At 57.3% G+C, this 14,059-nt stretch carries 11 protein-coding genes and 8 pseudogenes; 8 read left to right on the forward strand and 11 right to left on the reverse strand.

Annotation, left to right across the window (positions count from 1 at the left end; genetic code table 11):
• Positions 1-216: 216 nt before the first annotated feature.
• The 5 genes from CUJ84_RS33295 to CUJ84_RS33315 form a co-directional block, all read right to left on the reverse strand.
• Positions 217-1,584 carry a hypothetical protein gene (locus tag CUJ84_RS33295; RefSeq protein ID WP_105010014.1) on the reverse strand — a complete coding sequence of 456 codons (1,368 nt, stop codon included), beginning with the start codon at positions 1,582-1,584 and terminating at the stop codon, positions 217-219.
• Positions 1,585-1,685: 101 nt separating this feature from the next.
• Positions 1,686-2,483 carry an NYN domain-containing protein gene (locus tag CUJ84_RS33300; protein WP_105009806.1) on the reverse strand — a complete coding sequence of 266 codons (798 nt, stop codon included), beginning with the start codon at positions 2,481-2,483 and terminating at the stop codon, positions 1,686-1,688.
• A gap of 70 nt (positions 2,484-2,553) precedes the next feature.
• Positions 2,554-2,757 carry a cold-shock protein gene (locus tag CUJ84_RS33305; RefSeq protein ID WP_012760580.1) on the reverse strand — a complete coding sequence of 68 codons (204 nt, stop codon included), beginning with the start codon at positions 2,755-2,757 and terminating at the stop codon, positions 2,554-2,556.
• A gap of 287 nt (positions 2,758-3,044) precedes the next feature.
• Positions 3,045-4,322, reverse strand: coding sequence for a hypothetical protein (locus tag CUJ84_RS33310; RefSeq protein ID WP_105009807.1), 1,278 nt, complete (start codon positions 4,320-4,322; stop codon positions 3,045-3,047).
• Between the two features lie 68 nt (positions 4,323-4,390).
• Entirely contained in the window at positions 4,391-4,888 is a 498-nt protein-coding gene (locus CUJ84_RS33315; protein WP_105010015.1) for a hypothetical protein, read from the reverse strand.
• A 360-nt stretch (positions 4,889-5,248) separates the two neighbouring features.
• Between CUJ84_RS33315 and CUJ84_RS33325 the strand changes: the two are divergent.
• Positions 5,249-5,583: pseudogene (locus CUJ84_RS33325) on the forward strand (hypothetical protein).
• A 238-nt stretch (positions 5,584-5,821) separates the two neighbouring features.
• On the opposite strand, the gene CUJ84_RS33330 reads toward CUJ84_RS33325, so the two are convergent.
• Entirely contained in the window at positions 5,822-6,595 is a 774-nt protein-coding gene (locus tag CUJ84_RS33330; RefSeq protein ID WP_105009808.1) for an SOS response-associated peptidase family protein, read from the reverse strand.
• Between the two features lie 61 nt (positions 6,596-6,656).
• Positions 6,657-6,929: pseudogene (locus CUJ84_RS33335) on the reverse strand (non-homologous end-joining DNA ligase); the annotation flags it as partial.
• Positions 6,930-7,783: 854 nt separating this feature from the next.
• On the opposite strand from CUJ84_RS33335, the gene CUJ84_RS33345 reads away from it, so the two are divergent.
• Positions 7,784-7,984: a hypothetical protein gene (locus tag CUJ84_RS33345; RefSeq protein WP_077987990.1), complete on the forward strand. Its 201-nt coding sequence runs from the start codon at positions 7,784-7,786 to the stop codon at positions 7,982-7,984.
• A 78-nt stretch (positions 7,985-8,062) separates the two neighbouring features.
• Positions 8,063-8,233 (forward strand): annotated as a pseudogene (locus tag CUJ84_RS33350) (transposase); the annotation flags it as partial.
• A gap of 53 nt (positions 8,234-8,286) precedes the next feature.
• Here CUJ84_RS33350 and CUJ84_RS33355 read toward each other — a convergent pair.
• Positions 8,287-8,487: pseudogene (locus tag CUJ84_RS33355) on the reverse strand (IS6 family transposase); the annotation flags it as partial.
• A gap of 94 nt (positions 8,488-8,581) precedes the next feature.
• On the opposite strand from CUJ84_RS33355, the pseudogene CUJ84_RS33360 reads away from it, so the two are divergent.
• The 3 genes and pseudogenes from CUJ84_RS33360 (at position 8,582) to CUJ84_RS33370 (ending at position 11,276) form a co-directional block, all read left to right on the forward strand.
• Positions 8,582-9,243 (forward strand): annotated as a pseudogene (locus CUJ84_RS33360) (IS6 family transposase).
• 348 nt (positions 9,244-9,591) lie between these two features.
• Complete coding sequence (locus CUJ84_RS33365) at positions 9,592-10,419, forward strand: type IV toxin-antitoxin system AbiEi family antitoxin domain-containing protein (RefSeq protein WP_028734784.1); 828 nt, start codon at positions 9,592-9,594, stop codon at positions 10,417-10,419.
• Positions 10,416-11,276, forward strand: a complete 861-nt coding sequence (locus CUJ84_RS33370; protein ID WP_105009809.1) for a nucleotidyl transferase AbiEii/AbiGii toxin family protein — start codon at positions 10,416-10,418, stop codon at positions 11,274-11,276. The genes CUJ84_RS33365 and CUJ84_RS33370 overlap by 4 nt, the downstream gene beginning before the upstream one ends.
• A 139-nt stretch (positions 11,277-11,415) precedes the next feature.
• Here CUJ84_RS33370 and CUJ84_RS33375 read toward each other — a convergent pair whose 3' ends face one another.
• On the reverse strand, positions 11,416-11,634 hold the full coding sequence (locus tag CUJ84_RS33375; RefSeq protein WP_105009810.1) for a hypothetical protein: 219 nt from the start codon (positions 11,632-11,634) through the stop codon (positions 11,416-11,418).
• A gap of 289 nt (positions 11,635-11,923) precedes the next feature.
• On the opposite strand from CUJ84_RS33375, the pseudogene CUJ84_RS39450 reads away from it, so the two are divergent.
• Together CUJ84_RS39450 and CUJ84_RS39055 are read left to right on the forward strand one after the other, a co-directional pair.
• Positions 11,924-12,039: pseudogene (locus CUJ84_RS39450) on the forward strand (helix-turn-helix domain-containing protein); the annotation flags it as partial.
• Between the two features lie 120 nt (positions 12,040-12,159).
• A pseudogene (locus CUJ84_RS39055) lies at positions 12,160-12,362 on the forward strand (DUF4158 domain-containing protein); the annotation flags it as partial.
• A 21-nt stretch (positions 12,363-12,383) separates the two neighbouring features.
• Here CUJ84_RS39055 and CUJ84_RS33385 read toward each other — a convergent pair.
• Both CUJ84_RS33385 and CUJ84_RS33390 read right to left on the reverse strand, forming a co-directional pair.
• Positions 12,384-12,746: pseudogene (locus CUJ84_RS33385) on the reverse strand (1-aminocyclopropane-1-carboxylate deaminase); the annotation flags it as partial.
• 230 nt (positions 12,747-12,976) lie between these two features.
• The gene (locus CUJ84_RS33390; RefSeq protein ID WP_028734789.1) at positions 12,977-13,687 is read right to left on the reverse strand and encodes a hypothetical protein; all 711 of its coding nucleotides are present in this window, start codon (positions 13,685-13,687) and stop codon (positions 12,977-12,979) included.
• Positions 13,688-14,059: the final 372 nt, after the last annotated feature.

A 14,059-nucleotide genomic window follows, 5' to 3' on the forward strand; every position in this document is an offset into this window, starting at 1 on the left:
GTTGGATCGCAACCCTTTCGTTGATTTCCAAATTCACCTGTTCGGTGACAACCGGGAGCAAGATCTTTCCGTAATGTGAGAGGGGGCTGAACAGCGGATAGCTGGTTCGAATCCCTTCAAGGCGCTGATTCAAGAGGCACAGTGTACCGGTTGTCCACCGCAGATATCAGAGGTTTGCCAGCATTCGCCTTCCGCCGTCTGGCAGTCGCGCTCTCGCTATTGAGTTTGCATCTCGTCGGTAAAAGATAAATTTAGGGTCTCCTGCAGTTTGCCCAGTGTTCCGTCCTTTCGAAAGCGAATTCCGGACACCATGAAACTGACACCGCTGCCGCCCGAATATAGCGTTACGCCCGTAACCGACAGCCGCAGAAGTTTCCCGCGGCTTTCGGACGTAACGATGTCTCCAGGCACTATCCCAAGGATGGACCGGGCGAGCGCTGATCGCTCCGCTTCGAGTTCGATGTCCCATCGCTCAAGCTCTGTTTCGACATGGCGGAACGCGTCTCGCGCAGCCTGGAATGGACGCTCCTCCCCAAACCACAGGCGATCCACGACCGAAAGGATTTCTCCCGGGACCTCCTTCTGCATTGCGTAAGCGGCGTTGCTCATCATCTCGTGGATTCGTTCCGCTTCTTGCAGGGCGCGAAGCCGATCCGCATAGGGCGTGATTGCCACCCCCGAAATCACCGGTGAGAGCACTTTGTTGGAAGCGGGCATGAAGTCGACTGGCATCACCTCACGCAGGCCGATCCGGTTGGTCGCATGCCGCTCGGGCGGGTCTTCCTCGCGCCACGACTTGCGGTTCCATTCCACCCAGATCTCGCGCGCCGAAATACAGAGCCAACTGTCCAGGAACAAGTGCGATTCCGGGGAATAGAGATGGTGCGTTGACCAGCCGTGATCTGCCGCCGTCAGCGGCATGACCACGTGCTGGAGTTCTTGATCCCTGACCATCTCCGAAAGGGCGGCGATCCGCTCCTGCAATGGCACTGTCAGTCGGACAAAGATCACCGGCCCGTCGGCCCTGAAGGATGTGCGCTTGCTCTCGGTCTCGAACACCAAGAGTTGCTGCCGCGCCATCGGCAGCAGGCGCTCAACGAGTTTGGCAACGCTGTTGCGGACAGGCGGTCCCCAGCGCGTGGCAATGCGACCTTCCTCCACCCAGGCCTGCGCCCGACCTTGAATGAGCAGCAGGACCTGGGCTGCTAAATCGCGATCGAGATTGACGAGCGGCCTGGCACTTGGCGGTGGAGCAATACCGGCGCCTCGACTATTCATCTCCGACAACGCCATTTCAAGAAACTGGCGTTGCAGTTTCGAAAGCGATTCCGCTGTTTTTGCACGTAACTCATCGCGCCGCTTGGTGTCGAGTTCCTCGCGGAAAGCAACCAAGGCCGGCCGGCGTGGTCGCTGCCCGGCCTGCATACGAGCCCAATAACCGCGAGGCGGCTTTGGGACCTGTAACTTGCTGCAGAGCTTGCCGATCGCCACGTCCGACAGGTCGAGTTCCTTGGCGATCTCGCTGGTCGGTTTCTCCCATACGAGGGCGAAGAGTTCTTCCCTGGATAGTTTCCGTCGTGGCATCTTCAAGCATCTTTTTCAGGCGAGCGCCTTCACCAAGGCGACACCTTTGGTCTAGTGCGGATCATCTTGGACAGGCTGCCGCTGTCCATCGGCGTCCGAGCCTAGCCGTTGGGCCCTGGCCTTGGCTTCCCCTTCATCCGGACCGTGACGATCTTCGGGCTGTCGCCGCTTCGCTCTACGTCGACGATGCCGGAAGCCTCGACAAGGTCTGTGAGGCGGGCAAAGCCGTAGTTGCGCGCATCAAAGTCCGGCGATTGTTTCGCCAAATGGGCACCGACACGCGCCAGGTTGGCACGGCCGTCTTCATCGGCCGACGCCGTCACGGCATTTTCGAGCATCTTCAATGCGGCCGCGTCAAGCTTCGATTTTGCAGGCGCCTTTGCCGGGGATGCCTTGGTCTCCTTGGCCTTCGCGGCGGCAGCCGGGCGCGCGTCTTGCCGTATATCGGGCTCGACTGAGTTGGCGTTGAGGACATCGAAATAGACGAACTTGTCGCATGCGGTGATGAACGGACGCGGTGTCTTCCGCTCGCCGAAACCGTAAACGGTCACGCCCTGTTCGCGGATGCGCGACGCCAGCCTGGCGAAATCGCTATCGCTGGAAACGATGCAGAATGCGGAAAAACGGCCGGTATAGAGTAGGTCCATCGCGTCGATTATCATTGCGCCGTCCGTGGCATTCTTTCCCGTCGTGTAGGCAAATTGCTGGACGGGCTGAATTGAATGCTCCAGCAGGCACTCTTTCCAGCCGTTGAGATTTGGCTTGGTCCAATCGCCATAGATGCGCCTCACACTGGCGGTGCCATAGGTGGCGATCTCCGCAAGGAGCCCGCTGACGATCTTCGGCGAAGCGTTATCGCCATCGATGAGGAGAGCCAAGGTGTCGGATGTGCCGGTCATCTGTCAGCCTCTTCCTATGGCCATGCTCCACACGATGGTTGGCAGGCTGGATAGTTACAACGTCCTGGAGTTACAGGACCGATACATTCTCTGCTTTGGACTTTCCGGTTTTGCGATCCTGTCCAACTTCGAAGCTCACCTTATCGCCTTCACGGAGTGAACCGCCACGTTGCAGTGCAGACACATGGACGAAGACGTCCTGTCCGCCATTCTCGGGTGTAATGAAGCCGAAGCCCTTGTCGTCATTGAAGAATTTGACGGTACCGGTTGCCATGGAAATTCCAATCCTATCTAAGCGTGCCGCGATTTCGCAGCGAAGCTACAACGGGAGCTGGACCGCATCAACCAACAAAAGCCGGTCCATCGCTGGCGCCGTATGGCCAAGCTTCGTTAATGTCCGCAGAGCAGTCCGGCGGGGCAGCCTATCCTGACCTTTCGCTTTTGCGCGTTGCTGAAAGCTCCAATGCCTTCCATCGTTTTGTTCGAGACTAGGCTTGGCCTCGGCGGAAGAGTGGTAAACCCTGTAGCTAGCAGTGGGCGCGCGTCTCTTTGCCTGCGCATCTAATCTTCCCGATGCTTTGATCGGTATCTCTCATCAGGTGCCTTCCAATTTTCAATGAAGTCCAGGGGATCGATGCTACCCATCATGGCCCTCGCAAGCTCCAGCCGCTCTTCGAGGCGTTGGCGACGCTCGTTGTCGAGTTTATTCAAACGCTCCTCAGCGTCAGCGAAGAAGCGTTCTACTGCCATCGCCTTTGCCCATTTCTCGATGGTTTCGGCAAGCTGCTGCCGGCTGTCTGAGAGAGCCTGCGCGACCTTTCGAGCGTCCTCTCGTCGCTCGTAGCGCTCCCATTCCTCCGCCCGCTCTTTCTTTCTCCTGGCTTCGGCTGCATCTTCGGCGATCATCAGCTTCAAAATGTGATCATGCGAAGCTTGCAGCGTCTCGACGATCGTCGAAATGACCTTTTCGAGGGGCTCCTCCTGCGTGTCCTGCCATCTGGCCGACCACTCGACACCCTTCTTTGGAGAGTAGGCGATTATCCTCAGGCGGCCGGAGGGCATGTCCTGCTCCGTCGTCCAGGAATGCGTCATCTGCCACGGTTTCATTGACCGGACGAGCTTGCTGTCCTCCCGATAATAATCGCCGTTGATGTATCGCATCGTCACCCTTTCAGTCATTTCCGTGATGGCCAGGCCTATAGGCACGCTGTCGATGTAGAAGATGGTCGGTCGGTCAGGCCCCCAGATCCCGCTTGAATAATAACGTCCATACTTCCGGTCCTTGAGCTCAACCTCCTGCTCGGACACGTGAATGCGACCAGTGTCATCGCTTTGCGGGGCGATGTGAACGCGGTAACCCCGCTCATCGAGCGCAAGGTAAAGGGCGTTCGCAATACGGAGTGTTCTTGGCAGCGCGCTTTCCGACGAAATCAAGTCGGGGAGGAGCCGCTTGTAAGGACGCAGGAACTCACCGTCTTTTACCTCCCTCGACTTACGCAAATGCCCCTCGACGCCAAAAAGAAGTGGATGATATTCCATCCGACGGGCTTTTTTTGGGGCCCTGTCCTTCGAGGGTTGATCCTTGGGTGTTCTCGGTCGCCGGGGCTTCGAGATCGCCGGCGTGATCTCGATCACTTCATCAGGCGCTTCCGGCAATGCGGGTAGCTCAACTGGGAGACCTAAGGATTTTCGCGTCCAGTATCCGGAACCAGGATAGGGGACCTGATACTTCTTGCACACCGCAGCTAAGGCGGTCCCGGTCGTACCCAATTCCGCGGCAAGCTTGCTTAAAGGCCTGGCACTTACGCGCTTGTAAAGCTCGAGCCGAGACAATTGCATGCGTCAGCGTTCCTGTTTTGAAGATTCTTTGATCAGTCCCTTGCTCCTGACGAAGAGATGGAACTTCGCTACCCCAACTGCATTCGGCCCCAGTTCCAGCACTCCTCTCTGCAGGCATGATGGAAATCTAGGTCCTCGCTGAAGGACCTACCAATACGCCGCGCGCCTTCGGAAAAGCCTTTCAACGCATTCTCCTCCAGCTCGCCCTCTTGTAAGCTGCCTTGATTCACGCAGATGGCCGTCAGCAATGGAAGTTTGCGGGCGTGGCAGATTTCCAAAAGCCGGTCGAGGTGTCCATTCTTTCCGTTCAGCTGATGTCGCGCCTTGCTCCACTCGACACCGCTCGCTTTTGCCAAATCTCCGTAGCTTATGCAGGTCCCGGAGACGGCCGCCCGCTTCAGGGCTGCAAGTGACTTCTCAAGATCAAGGCCTGCCCGCCTTCCAGCGCGGTGGCCCCGTTCTTCGAGCAATTCGAGATACAATGGGGCTTCGGTCTGGCAGCGTTTCTCAAAGTTCCTGATCCACTGATCGATCTCGATATCCGTCTTGTGGGAAAAATCAGCCATCGTCGTCTCGCTTATCGATGGCGGCTTCGCGTGACGTGTTCCGTCGCTGCCACCGGTCTCGCCGTGGTTCCTGCCATTCTCTCTCAGCATAGCAGCGCGCAACGTGGGCGCAATTGGATCGTCTCCGACTGCGATCTCTTGCCGGCTTGTGCAACCATCGAGGCTCACTATCTCTAGTTTACCCCACTGGAGCATCGCCATGGATCGAAGCGCGGCCGATATGCTGTCGGAATTCTATATTGAAATTCTTCCGCCGGACCGCGATGAAACGTGTGCGTCGGATGCAACGGCATGTCCGTGCTGTCGAAGGTTACGTCCGGCCTCGAGCATGGATGATGATGGCTGCGGGATCTGCGACGAATGCCTAGCACCATGACGGCCAGCGGCAAAACACCTCCATCAATTCAGGCGACGTTCGAAGACGCGCTAGCGAAATTGCCGGACGGCTATGTCGACGGACATTTCGATAATCGATCATGGGGTGTGACCGTCAAGCGGTCGGAGGATGGCAAACGGACGTGGCTCTATGGCGAGGAGCTTAGCGGAACCGATATCGTCAGCTTCAACCTTTATCGATTGGCTGGCCCTGAGTCGATACTGAAGCCGTGCGAAATGTCCTCTGCCAGGTGATCGAATTTGTTCTCGGTTTCGAGCCCGGCACAGCGAAAGCCGCGTCTCAAATGGTCGAAAAATGAGCGCAGGGTCTATGTTGCATTGCAGCAAGCGCAGGGCTGCTCTGCGATCTGAGCGCTGGCGGTCGGGACAGCCTCTGATACCTTCAGCTCAACGAAGCAATGCACCTCCTCCCAGAGGGCGCCTGACGGAACAGCGGCACTCCTCCTCCCAGCCGTTGTTCAATTCTTTGAAAAAGCCTGCCGCACCTCCTCCCGCGGCAGGCTTTTTCGTTTTCGATACAAGCCCGGAATTCAGGCGTCAAAGCAGACTGCCCTGTTCCACCAGCTCTCCGGATGTCGAAACGATCGTGGATCCGTACGGTTCGCGGGACGAGATGATGAGCGCATCATTCGGTAATGGGCGGGCCAGCTCCTTGGCCTCTTCCCATGGCGCCCGCATCCAGGTGTCGGTCTCTTCCTTCGTCAGCAACAGGACCGGCATGGCCTTCTCATGGATCGGCTTCACCAGGTCGTTGGGATCTGTGGTCAAGAATCCGTAGAGATCATCGGTGGTGAGACCATCCCTGACCTTTCGGACACTCAGCCATTGCGGCACATGGAGACCGGCAAAGAACATCAGCGGCTTACTTTCGTCGCGGGCGAACCAGGCATTGGGCACGTTTCCGCCATCCTCCTGGCTGGCCGGATCCGGCTCGGCGAAACTGGTGATCGGGACAAGGCATCTGTTTTCGACACCAAACCATCGTTTCCAGTGCGGAAAATTAAACTTGCGCACATTGGTCGTGCCGCGGTCGGCCTCCATGCGGATCAGTTCTTCGAGATCGAACGGCTTGCCTTTCGCCGCAAGCTTCTCGGCCTTGGCTTTGGCTGCCTTCTCAAGCGCGAAGCGCGGCGAAGGCAGTCCCCAGCGCGCATGGACCAGTTGCTTCTTTCCGTCGGCGGTGTTGCGGACGATCGGCCCCATCTGGTCGGGGTTCATCTGATAGGCCGGCATCAGGTTGATCAGGCTTTCAGCGTCCTGGGCCCACTTCGCGACCCAGCCCCTGTCTTCCATGCGATACAGGTTGCACATGCTAGATATCTACTCCGCCGAGCTCGAATGGACGACAATCTAGCGTATGGCGCTGATTTCGCTAGTCGAGCCGGAAGACGTCGGCATTGTCCTGCCGATCTCGCAAGCCTTTGTAGGATGGATGACGTAGTTTCCCGTCCGACGTCCAGGCGCGAAACTCGATCTCGGCAATGAGGATCGGCTGGACCCAGACAATATCGGCACGTCCGGAATACAGCACGGGTGGCTGCTTTCGCTTCCACCGCAGCGTGTCCAGCACCTTCGGCAATCGGATCGCCTCTGCTTCATTGAAGCCGGTGCCGACGCTTCCGACGTGGACGAGATCGGTATCCCTCGTCTGTCATCAATTTGATCAAGGTGCTGATTTTCCATCCGGCAGATGAACATCCACAAGCGGCGCCATATGTGATCGCCAGGACTGGAACTGTTCTTTCGGTGGCAAGGTTATGCGTCGAAAATTGCAAGGGCACCAGCGCCGCCGCTCCAGGTGCGCCGGCCATTCCTGTCCCGCAGCGGGGTCACCTCCAGACTCCGCAACCATCCAATTCCTCCAGCGCATAAGCCGATCCGGGCTGCTGAAACTGACGCAAACAATCGTTTTCGCGGCTGAACCGCGCAGCCATCTTACAAAAGCCGAATTGGCTAAAGCTTTACGTGCATAAGCGACTTATCATATTCCCTGGCGAGCAGAAATGGACGGACCGATAATTTTCAGGACGCGGCGATAACGACAATTGCGTCCTGTTCATATATCTAAATGAGTAGTGGTTAATTCCGAAGGAAGTTCGGAAATTCCAAAATACGCAGCTGCCGGTGCAATGTAGTTTCGGGGCGCCGGCAACAAAAAACGATATTTATTCAAAACAAAGCATGCAAAAATAGGAGGATAGGCCGTGAACTATCGGAGAATTGTTCTTGCGCGCTTTGCGCAAGCGTTGGCTTGCAACAGGAATCATTCTGCGTGCACCCGCTCAGGCGCCGGGAAGAATTCCACCGCCTATTGTGCAGATTCATGCGAGACGCTCCTGATGCCGGACATCGGCAAATAATGGCGCGCGAGGGGTTGCGCGCAGCCGAGGCAATCTGTGTCGATGCGTAATGGCTTGAGGCTTGCATGCAACCCCTACCATATCCACCCATTGTCGAAATTTTTGACGCTGCCTTTCATATGGCAGAGCGGAGGCTAAGATGACCACGGCATGTGATGAGAAACATATCGAATTGAAGCCGATTTCGAGCTGCAGACGAGAAGTCGAAGTCGCGATGGTGGAAATGCTCGTCAGTTTGCAGAAACGTGGATGGTCGGCTGCGGAATTGGCACTGGCGCTCGCAGATGCCTCCGAAGATCTCGTCATGCTGATTGCGACCAAAAGGCTTCGACCGAATTAGGTCGTGGTGACGATTTAACGATTTGGGATTCCTCCGGAGGCGCAAATCAGATTCAAGGCTGACTTTTGGAGATCGGCCGTGGATTGTGATGCGCTTCGGGATGACCAGTGGGAACGGATCAAGGATTGTGTGCCGGGCGGCACGAAGGGCAAACGCGGCCCGCGCACGAACAACCGGCTGTTCCTGGACGCGCTGTTGTGGATGGCCCGTTCCGGCGGTCGCTGGCGTGACCTGCCCGAACGGCTCGGCGGGCACTGTAAACTTAACGCTGCGAAGACAAGATCTGGGATTGAGGCTTTGGTTCATTCGGCGTGGCGCGCGATTTGGCGCCATGCTCGCATGGCAGTTGCTCGCAATTCTCGATGGTGGGTGGATGGAATATCGTGGCGGGGAACGTTAAAGAGGTTGGCGATCGGGTCGTGTACGGAAACGAAACGCTGAAGATGTCGCGCTGACTTGAAGCGCTTCATGATCCTCTCCCGCCGTCGGACGGGTTGATGAGAGGGTACTGTCACATTGATTGAGCGGTAAGGAAATTGAGGTAGCAGCGCACTCATGACCGTGAGTGCACCGACCTAGAAGAACCACCGCTATCCGATCGAAATCGTAGCCCGTGCTGTCTGGCTCTACTTTCGCTTTAATCTGAGCCTGCGCGATGTCGAGGAAATGCTGCTCGATCGCGGGATCGTCGTTTCCTACGAGACCATCCGCCGATGGTGCCGAAAGCATGGCCTTGATTATGCGCGCCGCATACGCCCCAAGGCGCCGACGAAAGGCGATGTCTGGCACCTCGATGAAGTCGTTGTGCGCGTCAACGGTCAGAAATGCTGGTTGGGGAGAGCGGTTGATCAGGATGGATATGTGCTCGACGAGATCGTCCAGACACGCCATAACACCAAGGCGGCCAAGCGCCTGCTGACGCGACTTCTGAAGAAGCAGGGCATGCCGCCAAAGCCTATGATCACCGACAAATTGCGCTCCTACGGGGCGGCCAAACGCCAGGTCATGCCGAACGTGGAACACCGCTCGCATAAAGGCTTGAACAACCGGGCGGAGAATTCTCACCTGCCGTTGAGAAAACGGGAGCGAACGCGACAGGGTTTCCGGTCGGTTGGCTCATTGCAACATTTCGTGTCGATCTTCTCCGCCGTCCGAAACCTCTTCGTCCCATCCCAGACCAACCGCTCGCAGCACAAATTCGAACCCATCGACGCCAGGCAATGGCCGCGTGGGAAGCCGTGAGTGCACGGCCTGCCTAAAAAGCGCAGGCTCGGCCTCACGTGGCCACATTCAAACAACGTGACAACGCCCGGCGAAGAGCTTTTCACGCGATAGGGCCATGCCTGGCCTTTTTGAGGGAACGAGCGTCTGACGGCTCAGGAAATAGCTTGCGGTCAGGGGATTGAAATTCGGCATGCGCAGCGTCGCTCTTCGCTTTGGCGAGGAGTCCCTTCCGGCGCGCAAAGCGAAGGTCCGCGCAACGGCTGGATTTAGCTATCGAGAGAAATCATGTTGGAAAATCCGCATGTAGCGCGGATATTTGAACATGAATCACCCATGAAAACAAAGTGTGTTGCAATATCTGCACATAGAGCGGATAATTGGACATGATTCACGATAAACGGGCCGCGCTTTCTGCCTATACATCAAACTTGCTCTCCCAGGGGCGGGTGGTTTTTGATGGCCGAGAGGCGATCGAAGCGCTGGGCATCAATCGTGGCGCGTTCCTGGACTCAGCCGAGCGTTTGCAGCGTCGAAAACTACTCCTCAACCCGCGCCACGACTTCTATATCGTGGTCCCTCCACAATTCATGTCATTGGGCGCTCCGCCACCAACCTGGTACATTGACGCGCTGATGCGCCATGAGGGGAATTCCTATTATGTCGGTCTGCTTAAGGCTGCCGAACTGCACGGTGCCACGCATCAGGCCGTGATGGAGTTTCAAGTCGTGGCGGCCAAACGGCTCCCCAAGATCAGGGCCGGTCGCAACCGCGTCGTCTTCTACTACCGAAAGGATATGGAGACCGTCGCCGCGGGCGTTGTCGACAAGAAAACCGAGACAGGTTCGATGAGAGTGTCGTCACCAGCTCTCACCGCGCTCGACATTCTGCGGTATTCTCGTGGCGCCGGCGGTCTTGATAACATCTTCACTGTCCTCAGGGATATCGCGCCGCAGATTGATTTCGAAAGCCTGACCAACCTGTCGCGCGTCACCGAACGGCCGGTCGTGCAGCGCCTCGGCTACCTTCTCGACAGGCTGGGTCACGGCCCACGCCTGGCGTCGATGCGTACCGCCTTGGAAGACCGCGGCAACCTGCCCTGGACGGAGCTGGACCGCAAAGAAGCCGGCGATCCCGACTTTTCTACTGAAGTGCTCGAGCGCGACCCGCGTTGGCGGGTCATCGTCCGCCGCTATCCGGAGGCCGATGAATGATACCAGCTCAGAATATTGTCGCGTGGGGCAATGTCGCGCCTTGGGCCGATCAACGTCAGATCGAACAGGATCTGATTATCAGCCGGGCGGTGGTCGCGATATTCACCGACCCCTTCTTGCGCGAAGCCTTGAGGTTTCGCGGCGGCACAGCCCTCAACAAACTGCACTTCCCGGCTCCGCTGCGCTACTCGGAAGACATTGATCTCGTGCGCACAGAGGCCGGGCCGATCGGCCCGGTACTGGACGCCTTGCGTGTCGTCCTCGAGCCGTGGCTTGGACACGGTCAGTACGAGTCAAGTCCGGTCGCACCCAAGTTGAAATTCCGGATTGAGGCCGAGGACGGCGGCGGCGTCCCCATCCGCCTCAAGGTCGAAACCAACATCAGCGAGATCGAAGCGTATGATCCGCCGATCGACTTGCCGTTCGGCGTGACCAATCCATGGTTCACCGGGAATGCGTCCGTCCCGACATTCTCCCGTGAGGAAATGTTGGCCACCAAGCTGCGCGCGCTGCTGCAGCGGGAGAAGGGTCGCGATCTCTATGACCTGGCGCATGGCCTAGAGACGTTTGAGGGCCTGAATGTGGAGAAAGTGGCTGACTTTTTTGGCCGCTACGTCGCACTTTCGGGCCAGGTCATCACGCGGGCACAGGCTGAGCAACGGATGTTCGCGAAGCTTGCCCGGCCGCGCTTTCTGACCGACATGCAGCCATTGCTTCCGACACAGCAGGCCGAAGCGCTGACCGACCAAACGACCCTCCAGTCATTTACCAGCGTTTTCGCGGCATTCATCGAACGCTTGCCCGGTGACACGTGGTTACGCACCACTGAAATGCGCGAGCGCTTCGGCGTGGTGTAGAGATATGAATTGGAACGATGACGTCGAGGGTGGCCTGGGATGAGCGACGGAACGAGAGAAGAGGAGCCGCCGACGCACTATCTTCGCCAGGACAATGATGGGTCCGGGACGCAGGTGTGGCGTATCGATGTCACCGCATTTATTCTTCCACCAACCGCAACACTGGCGGCGCTCCATATGCGCGGAACGCCTTAAGGTCGGCTTGAACCATCGGGCCACGCGGCGTGTGCATGGTGAGGGTGCTGATATCGACATCAATACCGGATTTGTGTGCGTCGCGGATGGCATCATTCATTTGTTGAAGGGCTGCGCCTAGTCTTTCCTCAGCATGCTTCTGTCTTGTGAGGTGAGATGTCATGGTTGTCCTGATCGTTTGCTGTTCGCTTTCCGCTTATGCGGGTAGCTTTGTGCGCCTCGTTATATAGATAGCGTTTCAGGCGCTACCATCTTACGGGCTCCACTTTGTTGCGGGTAAAACCAGGACTTTTAGCGAGGCAGGGCGTTAGCCAGGGCGGAATACCTCGGCGTTGTCCCGACGCTCTGGCAACAGTTATATGCCGGCAGATTCCTTTTTTCAAATGCAACTTAGACAATATCGGCCATGATTTCAGGAGGATGGAAAGGCCCGCTCTATTGTGCAGTTGAGTATGGACGAACGTCGCGTTGTTGGGCGGATGCATGAGAAGAAGATCAGTCAGGCGGAGATCGCGCGCGCCCCCTTGGCCGAGACCCTTCGACGATCTGCCGCGAGCTACGACGGAATCTCCGTTATCCTTGATTGGTACTGCGACAGACACGTTCGGAGTTGGAAAGAGACGCATGAGGTTTCCTAAGACGCCATGCTGGCCAGCGGTTACAAAAGCCGAAGGCGAATTACTGTTCTATGCGTTTGGTCCGCGCTGGGGTTATCTCATCCCTGGGAAACGTGCGCGGATCCACGGAGTTTTTCGTTATAACAGTCGACGAGGACAGCCTAATCCGACACTATTCGTTTTCACTGTCGGATCGACTGGAGATCGAGCTGCGGAGGCGTGATCATAATCGGCTCGGCTTGCCATTCAGCTGTGTTTAATGCGATACCCGGGCCGGTTAACCTGACGGTGCCAATCAGCCGTCCCTGTAGTAATAGCTATAGCCGTTGAGCGCCGGGGCGCCGCCGAGATGGGCGTAGAGCACCTTCGAGCCCTCGGGGAAGAAGCCCTTGCGCGCGAGATCGATCATCCCCTGCATCGACTTTCCCTCATAGACTGGGTCGGTAATCATCGCCTCGGTGCACGCCGTGAGCCGGATCGCCTCGTTGGTCTCCTCCGAGGGCACTCCATAGGCGGGATAGGCGTAGTCAGGGTTGATGACGATCTCGTCTTCACGCACCGGCCGACCAAGGTTCACGAGTTCCGAGGTCGCATCAACGATCTTCCGCACCTGATCCCGCGTCTGCTGGAGGGTGCCCGAGGCATCGATGCCAATGACCCAGTTGCGAAAAAGGGTAGAGGCTTGCCGAGGGGACTGTCAAGCGACAATCTACGATGGCTTGGGGTCAGGTTACACTCAGGCTATCGTGCGTGGTCGCCACGATCAAACGAATCGACAAGTCAATCGCCCGACTGGCTCACTTCCGTAAGCCAGGCGCCTTTGTCGCATGCAGTGGCTGTCGATTTTTATCCCGCGCAGTTCAGCAAGTGTACCGAGATACCGAAGCGCTATTGAGAAAGCAGGCGCGGAACTGGAAAATCTAGTACTTTGTCCGTGTAGCTTTCTACCAAGGCGCTAAACGGCGTGCCATCTCGAAGTTTCAGTACGGCACGATGTTCGAGCAGGAACGGCGGCAGGCTAAGGGAACTTGTTTCATGCGTTATTAGGCCGTCCATGTCCCAGCCTTCGGATAGAGGGGACCAGAGCAACTTGGCAGACAGGTTTGTGCGAGTGAAATTGAGAGCCTGAACGGCTCTGCCAAACGCGATATCGCTGGTATTCAACGCCTGATTCATCTCTGCAGTTAATTTTGCAGGTACATACCAATTGTCGGCTTCGGACAAGACGCGGTCGCCGCAGACCAGGCGCACGCGGCGATAAGCGATCAGCTCACCCGGTCCGACGGTCAGAAGTTCACGGATGTGCTCATCGGCCGGCTTGTCTTGCCCGCCCACACGCTGAGCTACAATCTTAGAACCTTCCGGTGCGAGCTTGTGCGCGGCGCACCAGCGATCAAGGGTCAACGTAGCACTGGCGTTACTCAGGAGATTGGCATTCAAGGTCTGAAGGACCGCAAGCGCTTCCACTCGAGATGTCGGCGAGTTCAGCCACTGAGACCCTATAGACGGTTCTTGCGCAATTGCGATCTGGGTGCCCAGCACGATGGCAGTCGCTGCAAGTGCGGCGATGCGAATGCGTTTCGAAGAACAAAATGACACGGAGAACGAATCCTTTCTGCAGTAAATTTGATGGGCGAACCCTGCGCGTCAAATTTCCTTGATTTTGGCAGGCGAGCGCGCGTTGTCAGCGTATTTGATACCGGCAGCAAGATTTGAACTGCGCCTTGCGTGTCCCGATAGACTTTCTTACCATCTTCCGATCTTCCTGCCGTGCTGGTTCGTACCTGTTGACGCCTGTGTGCCCGAGCCGTCCGTTGCTTGCGTCGCATCAAGGTCGTCCATGATATCCTCCATCCGCTCGCTGACCTGTTGTTGGAGTTTGCAAGCGTTGGCGACTGAGCCGGCGCTTCCATCATGGAATATGGAAACCCGATAGACGTGGATTTCAAATGAGGAACGTGGCGGCCGGTC

This window comes from Rhizobium leguminosarum (assembly GCF_002953715.1).
Classification (GTDB): domain Bacteria; phylum Pseudomonadota; class Alphaproteobacteria; order Rhizobiales; family Rhizobiaceae; genus Rhizobium; species Rhizobium leguminosarum_V.

Excerpts from the sequence above, each read along its gene's own strand:
- CUJ84_RS33295 (WP_105010014.1), bottom strand. The coding sequence starts at position 1,584 with ATGCCACGACGGAAACTATCCAGGGAAGAACTCTTCGCCCTCGTATGG.
- CUJ84_RS33300 (WP_105009806.1), bottom strand. The coding sequence starts at position 2,483 with ATGACCGGCACATCCGACACCTTGGCTCTCCTCATCGATGGCGATAAC.
- CUJ84_RS33305 (WP_012760580.1), bottom strand. The coding sequence starts at position 2,757 with ATGGCAACCGGTACCGTCAAATTCTTCAATGACGACAAGGGCTTCGGC.
- CUJ84_RS33310 (WP_105009807.1), bottom strand. The coding sequence starts at position 4,322 with ATGCAATTGTCTCGGCTCGAGCTTTACAAGCGCGTAAGTGCCAGGCCT.
- CUJ84_RS33315 (WP_105010015.1), bottom strand. The coding sequence starts at position 4,888 with ATGGCTGATTTTTCCCACAAGACGGATATCGAGATCGATCAGTGGATC.
- CUJ84_RS33330 (WP_105009808.1), bottom strand. The coding sequence starts at position 6,595 with ATGTGCAACCTGTATCGCATGGAAGACAGGGGCTGGGTCGCGAAGTGG.
- CUJ84_RS33345 (WP_077987990.1), top strand. The coding sequence starts at position 7,784 with ATGACCACGGCATGTGATGAGAAACATATCGAATTGAAGCCGATTTCG.
- CUJ84_RS33365 (WP_028734784.1), top strand. The coding sequence starts at position 9,592 with ATGATTCACGATAAACGGGCCGCGCTTTCTGCCTATACATCAAACTTG.
- CUJ84_RS33370 (WP_105009809.1), top strand. The coding sequence starts at position 10,416 with ATGATACCAGCTCAGAATATTGTCGCGTGGGGCAATGTCGCGCCTTGG.
- CUJ84_RS33375 (WP_105009810.1), bottom strand. The coding sequence starts at position 11,634 with ATGACATCTCACCTCACAAGACAGAAGCATGCTGAGGAAAGACTAGGC.